The organism is Henriciella aquimarina, from assembly GCF_002088975.1.
Lineage (GTDB): Bacteria > Pseudomonadota > Alphaproteobacteria > Caulobacterales > Hyphomonadaceae > Henriciella > Henriciella aquimarina.
Window position 1 is genome coordinate 1 of record NZ_NCST01000010.1, and the last position, 7533, is coordinate 7533.

The following is a 7533-nucleotide window of genomic DNA, read 5'->3' on the forward strand; positions in this document are numbered from 1 at the left end:
CGGGCATCGCGCTCGCAGGCGTCGGCCTCATCATGCCGGGCGAGCGTGCCGAGCGCCACGGCCCAGGCCGACAGCCGCGCGACGCGGGCCTGCGGGGTCTCTGCGGCGAGATCGGATTTGCGGATGAACAGATCGCGCGCCCAGGTCTTGGCCATGCTTTCGGAGATCTTCGCGCGGGCGGCGGCGGTTGCGAAGGTGCGGTCCAGCCGCAGCTCCTTTTCGAGCAGGCGGACGGTCATCATCCGGCCCTTCGGGATGCGGGCAATGGTGGAAAGCGCGTCGGTCGGGGTCATCAGTACCGCAGACCCTGCCATGGCGACGCGCGGGCGCGGACGGATTTCTGCAAAATGCAGGTGTGGCGGGTACAGCCGGCGGGACAGGGACCGGCCGGCACGTCGGTCGCCGCCAGCAGGCTTGAGTGCAGGGCCTGCCGCCGGTTTCCTGTACCGTCCAGATGTACCGCCTGACTGTACCCTTGGCTGCACCAGGGCCCTGGTCTTTATCCGGCCGGACGCTGAGGGTCACATCCGGCGGACAAAAGGTCAGACCTCGCGCAGCCTTTCCCGCATCAGGTCGAGCCAGGCCGCCTGTTTGTGAATCAGGCTGGCCAGATCGTCCGGATCGCCTTCGGCAATCAGCTGATCGAGCCAGACACGGGTGACCCGGCTCTGGCTTTCGACCCAGTCCAGAATACGCCCCCGGCCCGCGCTGCATTCCACAGCCGACCGGCAATGATCGCGTTGTCTTAGATGCCCAACTTCGCCTGCGCCGTTTTCTGCGCGCTCATGCCAAACCCTCATTTCATGGCCTCCTTGTTTGCGAATAGTTCTCATTTGCAGACAATTCGGTTGCGCGGTCAAGAGGTTTCTCGGGAAAGTGCGATGAAGCGCACATGATGACGCGATGGAAAGGCTTGACGTAAGCGTCAGCCCTTTCCCTATACCGATGAGAACAAGCGATGTACGAGTGGAGGCTATGGCAGACGGTTTTCTTTCCCTGAGCAGCGACTTTGACACCGCCACCGAAGCCGACTGGCTGGCCGCGGTTGAAAAGGCGCTGAAAGGCGGCGGGCTGGACCGCCTGACCCGCAAGAGCGATGACGGGATTGCGATTCGCCCGCTCTACCGCGAAAGCGACTTTCCGAGCGCCTCCGACCCGCTCGGCGCGCCCGGCGATGCGCCTTTCCTGCGCGGGCCGAAGGCCGAGCCGGACAAATACCTGCCCTGGGACATCCGCCAGGCCTTTGCCCATCCGGACCCGGCCGTCACCAATGCCGAAATCCTGCGCGACCTCGAACGCGGCGTGTCCTCGATCGAACTGTCGGTCGACTGCACCGGCAAGGATGGCTGCGCGATCCATGATGCCGGGACGATGGCCGCCACGCTGGAAGGCGTGCGCGCCGACATCGCGCCCATCGCGCTCGACCATCGCGGCATGGGCTCGGGCACATCGGTCGCCGGCCTGCTCGCGCTCTGGGGCGAAGAGCGGGGCGACCCGAAAGACCTCCAGTTCCACTTCAATATCGACCCGCTCGGCCTGCTCATGCGCAAGGGCGTGATCGAGGGCGGCGTGGATGCAGCCTTCGTACGCACCGCCGAACTCTCCCGCCTGCTCTGCCTGCGCTATCCGAAGGCGAAGACGCTGCGCGTGGATGCCCGCCCGGTCCATGAGGCCGGCGGTTCGGAAGCCCAGGAGCTGGGCGCCCTGATGGCCCATGCCGTCGACACGATGCGGCGTCTGGCCGGGGCCGGCTATGACATCAAGGTCTTCCCGAGGCAGGTGATCTTCACGCTCGCCACGGGCGGGAATTACGGCCTCGAGATCGCCAAGCTGAAGGCGGCCCGCCGTCTCTGGGCGCGGGTGCAGGAAGCGATGGAGCTCGAGGTCGAGCCAATGCTGCTTCAGGCGGTGAGCTCGGCGCGGATGCTGACGCGCTATGATTCCTGGGTGAACATGCTGCGCAACACCGCTGCCTGTTTCGCGGCTTCCGTCGGCGGCGCCGACATTGTCAGCGTGCGCGCCTTCAATGAAGCGCTCGGCCTGCCCGAGGAGCTTGGCCGGCGCATGGCGCGCAACACGCAGATCATCGCGATGGAAGAGTCCGGCCTTGGCCGTGTCGCCGATCCGGCGGGCGGAGCCTGGTTCGAGGAGACGCTGGCCACCGATCTCGCCGAAGCGGCCTGGAAAGAGTTCCAGACCATTGAAAGCGAAGGCGGGCTTGCCGAAAGCCTTGTGGCCGGAAAGCTCCAGGACCGGATCGCTGCCGTGCGCGAAGATCGCTACAAGGCCATCGCGAAGCGGAAAGTGCCGCTCACCGGGGTCAGCGAGTTCCCGCTGATCGACGGCGCCGAGGTCCCGATTGCCGAGACAAGCTATACCAGCGGGGCAAGCCGGGTCTCCGACGAGGGCCTGCGTTCCTTCCTGAAGGGCCTGCCGGACAAGCAGGGCGCAGATACGAAAGCCGACGCGCTCACGCCGATCCATCTCGCCCGCGACTTCGAAACGCTGCGCGACCGCGCGGCTGCCCATGAGGCCGCCAAGGGCGTGCAGCCTTCCATCTTCATCGCCACGCTGGGCCCGCTCGCCGAGCACAATGCCCGCGTCGACTTTGCCCGCAACCTGTTTGCCGCTGGCGGCATCGAGGGCAAGGACGCCGCCGCGCTACCGAAATCGCCCGCCGAGCTTGCCGATGCCTTCAAGACGTCGGACTGCCGGATCGCGGTCCTCTGCGGCGCCGACAAGCGCTATGAAGAGGAGGCCGAGCCGGCCGCCAAAGCGCTGAAAGACGCCGGCGCCCAGCGCGTCTTCCTCGCCGGGAAATTCGACGCGCCAAGCGTGGACACCAATCTCTATATGGGCTGCGACGTGGTCGACGTGCTCGACCTCGCACAGGCCGAACTGGGAGTTGCCAAATGACGACCTTCCCCGATTTCACCAAGCTCGATCTCGACACGCCACACGCCAAGGCGCCATCCGGCCCGCGTGAGCGCACGCTCGAAACGCCCGAGGGCATCGATCTCGCCACCGCCTACTCGGCTGCCGATACAAGCGGGCTCGACTATCTCGACGACTTCCCCGGCCTGCCGCCCTATGGCCGCGGCCCCTACCCGACCATGTACACCCAGCGGCCCTGGACGCTGCGCCAGTATGCCGGCTTCTCGACGGCTGAAGACTCCAACGCCTTCTACCGCCGCAACCTGGCCGCCGGGCAGAAGGGCCTGTCAGTGGCCTTCGACCTTGCAACCCACAGGGGATACGACTCCGACCATGTTCGCGTATCAGGCGATGTCGGCATGGCCGGTGTGGCCATCGACTCCATCTACGACATGCGCACCCTCTTCTCCGGCATCCCGCTCGACCAGATGTCGGTCTCGATGACGATGAACGGCGCGGTGCTGCCGATCCTCGCGCTCTATATCGCGGCGGCCGAGGAACAGGGCGTCACCCCGGACAAGCTTGCCGGCACGATCCAGAACGACATCCTGAAAGAGTTCATGGTGCGGAACACCTATATCTATCCGCCCAAGCCGAGCATGCGGATCATTTCGGACATTTTCGCCTACACGTCTGAAAACATGCCGAAATATAACTCGATCTCGATCTCCGGCTATCACATGCAGGAGGCCGGGGCGACGGCGGACCTGGAGCTGGCCTACACGCTCGCCGACGGCATCGAGTACATCCGTGCCGGGCTCGATGCCGGGCTCGACATCGACAAGTTTGCGCCACGCCTCTCCTTCTTCTGGGCGATCGGCATGAACACTTTCATGGAAGTCGCCAAGATGCGGGCCGCGCGCCTGCTCTGGGCGAAACTGGTGAAACAGTTCGATCCGAAGAATTCGAAATCGCTGAGCCTGCGCACCCACTCGCAGACCTCCGGCTGGTCACTGACCGCGCAGGACGTCTACAACAATGTCATCCGCACCTGCTTGGAAGGCATCGCGGCGGTGGGCGGGCAGACCCAGTCGCTGCACACCAACAGCTTCGACGAGGCACTCGCCCTGCCGACGGACTTCTCCGCCCGCATCTCGCGCAACACACAGCTCTTCCTGCAACAGGAAGGCGGCGCGACGCAGACCATCGACCCGTGGGGCGGCTCCTACTATGTCGAGCGGCTGACGCACGATCTCGCCGCCCGCGCGCTGGAACATATCGAGGAAGTCGAGAAGCTCGGCGGCATGCGCAAGGCCATCGAGGAAGGCGTGCCGAAGCTGCGCATCGAAGAGGCGGCGGCCCGTACCCAGGCGCGCATCGATAGTGGCGAGCAGACCGTCGTCGGCGTCAACAAGTTCCAGCTCGATACCGACGAGGACGTGCCGGTTCTGAAGGTCGACAACGCCACGGTGCGCCGCATGCAGCTCGACAAGCTGGCGCGCCTGAAAGAGGACCGCGACCAGGCCGAGGTCGATACCAAGCTGGACGCTATTGCCGAGGCCGCCGAGAGCGGCAAGGGCAACCTCCTCGCGCTTGCCGTCGAGGCCGCCAGCGCCAAGGCCACGGTCGGTGAAATCTCCGAAGCCGTGGAGCGCAGCCAGGGCCGTCACCAGGCCACCATCCGCTCGATCAAGGGCGTCTATGGCGGCTCCATCGGCAAGGACGAGAATGCCAGCGAGGCCCGTGCGATGGCCGAAGCCTTCTCGAAAAAGAAAGGCCGCAAGCCGAAGATCTATATCGCGAAAATGGGTCAGGACGGCCATGACCGTGGCCAGAAGGTGGTCGCCTCGGCGCTGATGGACCTTGGCTGGGACGTCGAGATCGGCCCGCTCTTCCAGACCCCGGAAGAAGCCGCGAAAGACGCCCGGAAGGCCGGGGTCGACATTGTCGCCGCCTCCTCGCTCGCCGCCGGCCACCTGACGCTCATCCCCGAGCTGAAGCGTGCGCTCGGCAATGAAGGCGCGGCCAGCACGCAGATCATGGCTGGCGGCGTGATCCCGCCTGGCGACTATGATGCGCTGAAGGCGGCCGGCGCCTCGGCCATCTTCCCGCCGGGCACCGTGATCGCGGATGCCGCGCGCGCCATGCTGGAAGCGCTGGACGACGATCCGGTCAACACGGCTGCGGAATAGTCCCTGAAGCGGCTTGTCTCCTATCTCGCCATCGCGCTCGATGGCCTGGCCATTGCGCTCGTCTGCGTGGCCGCGAGCGCGCTTTTTGCGAACGCTTACTGGCTGTTCGACGCCGCCAGCAAATTCCTGCTGCCCTCGCTGAGCGTCCTTGCCCTGATCGGGGCCGGGCTTCTGGGGCTGGCGCTGATGCGTCTGGTGCCCCGCTGGCAGATCGCGATTGGCGCGCTCTGCATCGCCGTGACGATAACCGGCTTCACGAGCCTGAAACTTGCCTCCGCCCCGGACGGGATGAAAGCCGGCACGCCGGTGATGCGCGTCTATCAGCACAATGTCTGGATCAAGAATCCCGATGTCGGGCAGACCGTCCACGCCTTCACCGAATCGGGCGCCGATATCGTCGCCCTTATCGAGGCGGCCCCGCACAAATTCACCCTCTATGAAGCCGGGCTGGCGCAGGACTGGCCCTATCAGCTGACCGGCGAGACACCGCCGGCCACCTATGCGCGCCTGCGGCTCCTGTCGAAATACGAGCTTGCCGATGGCGAGGTGCACCCGGCCTATAATTCCCCCGCATGGCTGCGCGCGACCGTCAAAAGCCCGTCCGGAGACTTCACCATCCTGATGGTGCATTTCACCCGGCCCTGGCCTTTCGCTTCGCCCTCGGCCCAGCTGCGTCAGTACGCCGGGCTGGTCCCGGTGCTGAACGAGATCGACGGGCCGCTCCTGCTGCTCGGGGATTTCAACTCCGCCGCCTGGGGCCGCCTTGCCGGACGCCTGCAGCGCGACCATGGCATGCAGGTGATCAACCACCTGCAGACCGGCACCTGGCCGAATCGCATGCCCAGCGAACTCGCCAAGCTGCCCTGGCCGCGCTTCATGGGCATTCCGATCGACCTTGCTTTCTGCCGGGGCGAAATCGCCTGCGGCCATCACCGCGTCGGGCCGGCCTATGGCTCGGATCACCGGTCGGTGCAGTTCGATGTACAGCTTCCGGCACGTGCCCCTGCTATGCGGGAATGAGGCAGGCGCTCTGGCGGCGCTGCCAGCTTGCCCCGGCTGGCGACGCATGCCAGTCTCCGGCGACAGGAACTGGGATTATTCAAGGGACTTCTGCCATGAGAACACTCATCGCCAGCCTGGCTGCTGCCGGCTTCGCCTTCGCCGCGCAGGCGGCTCCGATCACGCCGAGCCAGGCTGAAGATGTGGTGGAAGCGGCCGGTGCCACGCTGTCGGCGTCCGAGGGCGTTGGCGAGGATGCGCACGTCATCGATGCCAAGTTCGCCGACATGGACCTCAATTTCTCCGTCCGCCTCGGCAATTGCGACGAGATGGACCAGTGCGGCTATGCCATGCTGTTCTCCACCTTCGAACTCGAACAGGCCGCCTCGAGCGAGACGCTGGCCAAGACCAATTCGTATAATGACTCCTATCCGTTCGGCCGGGCCTTCGTCATTCCGGGCAGCGAAGGCGCCGGCGACATTGTCGGGATCGACTATGTCATCGACCTCAGCGAAGAAGCCGCCCTCAACCCCGGCGACATCGAACGGTTCAAGGAAATCCTGAACAGCTATTTCACCCACTGGGGCGGCGAGTAACCCCATCCCGCACGGCATGTCCAAGACACCCGATCTGGAAGAATTCCAGGCCCTGACGGAAGACGCCTATGCCAGCCTGCCGGAAGATTTCCGCCGGGCGGCCGGACGCATCGTCATCCATGTCCAGGACGTGGCCGATCCGGATGTGCTCGCCGAGCTCAACATCGTCAATCCGATGCACCTGACCGGGCTCTATCAGGGCGTGCCGCTGATCCATGAAAGCGTGACCTTCCCCAGCCAGGAAGCCCCGCGCATCTTTCTCTATCGTAAACCGCTGCTCGCCGAACTCGCCACGCGTCCGGACGTGACGCTGAAAGAGCTGATCTCGCACGTCGTCATCCACGAGCTTGGCCATCATTTCGGCTGGTCGGACGAAGAGATGGACGCGATCCTCGCCGACAGCTCCGACGAGACGTAACCTCTCGCGCCTCCATGCCTTGAGCTTTGCGCGCGCCGGGCGGATAAATGCCCGGCGACCATAAGAGAATACGCGCTGAGGGGAGACGGCCATGAAGGGCTTTGGAGAGTATGACGCGACCGGGCTGGCTGAACTGGTCCGGAAGAAAGAGGTTTCGCCCGCCGAGCTGCTTGAGGCCGCCGTCGAGAGCGCAGAGGCCGCGCAAACGCCGCTCAACTGCTTCTCCCAGATCTTTGCCGATCGCGCCCGCTCCGCGCTGGACTCCGCGCCCGGCGAGGGTCCGTTCGCCGGTGTGCCCTTCGCGGTGAAGGATCTCGGGCTGCGCATGGAGGGCCTGACGCTCACCAGCGGATCGCGCGCCTTCAAGGGCAATGTCGCGACCGTCGATTCCACCCTGGTCCAGCGCTACAAGGCGGCCGGCTTCACCCTGTTCGCGCAGACGACCAGCCCGGAA

General features: G+C 65.3%; 8 protein-coding genes. 6 read left to right on the top strand and 2 right to left on the bottom strand.

Translation table 11 applies throughout. The annotated features are described in order from the left end of the window. On the bottom strand, positions 1-293 hold a 293-nt coding region (locus B8784_RS00995), incomplete at its 3' end, for a hypothetical protein (RefSeq protein ID WP_143435234.1). Between the two features lie 249 nt (positions 294-542). Further along, positions 543-800, bottom strand: a complete 258-nt coding sequence (locus B8784_RS21190; RefSeq protein ID WP_143435235.1) for a hypothetical protein — start codon at positions 798-800, stop codon at positions 543-545. Between the two features lie 175 nt (positions 801-975). On the opposite strand from B8784_RS21190, the gene B8784_RS01000 reads away from it, so the two are divergent. The 6 genes from B8784_RS01000 to B8784_RS01025 all read left to right on the top strand — a co-directional run. Further along, a complete protein-coding gene (locus B8784_RS01000; RefSeq protein ID WP_084395763.1) occupies positions 976-2916 on the top strand; it encodes a methylmalonyl-CoA mutase family protein in 1941 nt (646 codons plus the stop codon). Further along, positions 2913-5066, top strand: coding sequence for a methylmalonyl-CoA mutase (gene scpA, locus B8784_RS01005; protein WP_084395764.1), 2154 nt, complete (start codon positions 2913-2915; stop codon positions 5064-5066). The genes B8784_RS01000 and scpA overlap by 4 nt, the downstream gene beginning before the upstream one ends. Positions 5067-5132: 66 nt before the next feature. Next, complete coding sequence (locus B8784_RS21480) at positions 5133-6086, top strand: endonuclease/exonuclease/phosphatase family protein (protein ID WP_084395765.1); 954 nt, start codon at positions 5133-5135, stop codon at positions 6084-6086. Positions 6087-6181: 95 nt separating this feature from the next. After that, on the top strand, positions 6182-6661 hold the full coding sequence (locus B8784_RS21485; RefSeq protein WP_084395766.1) for a YbjN domain-containing protein: 480 nt from the start codon (positions 6182-6184) through the stop codon (positions 6659-6661). A 16-nt stretch (positions 6662-6677) separates the two neighbouring features. Further along, positions 6678-7079, top strand: a complete 402-nt coding sequence (locus B8784_RS01020; RefSeq protein ID WP_084395767.1) for a metallopeptidase family protein — start codon at positions 6678-6680, stop codon at positions 7077-7079. Between the two features lie 91 nt (positions 7080-7170). Continuing rightward, positions 7171-7533: amidase family protein (locus B8784_RS01025; protein WP_267889954.1), on the top strand; the 363-nt coding region annotated here is incomplete at its 3' end.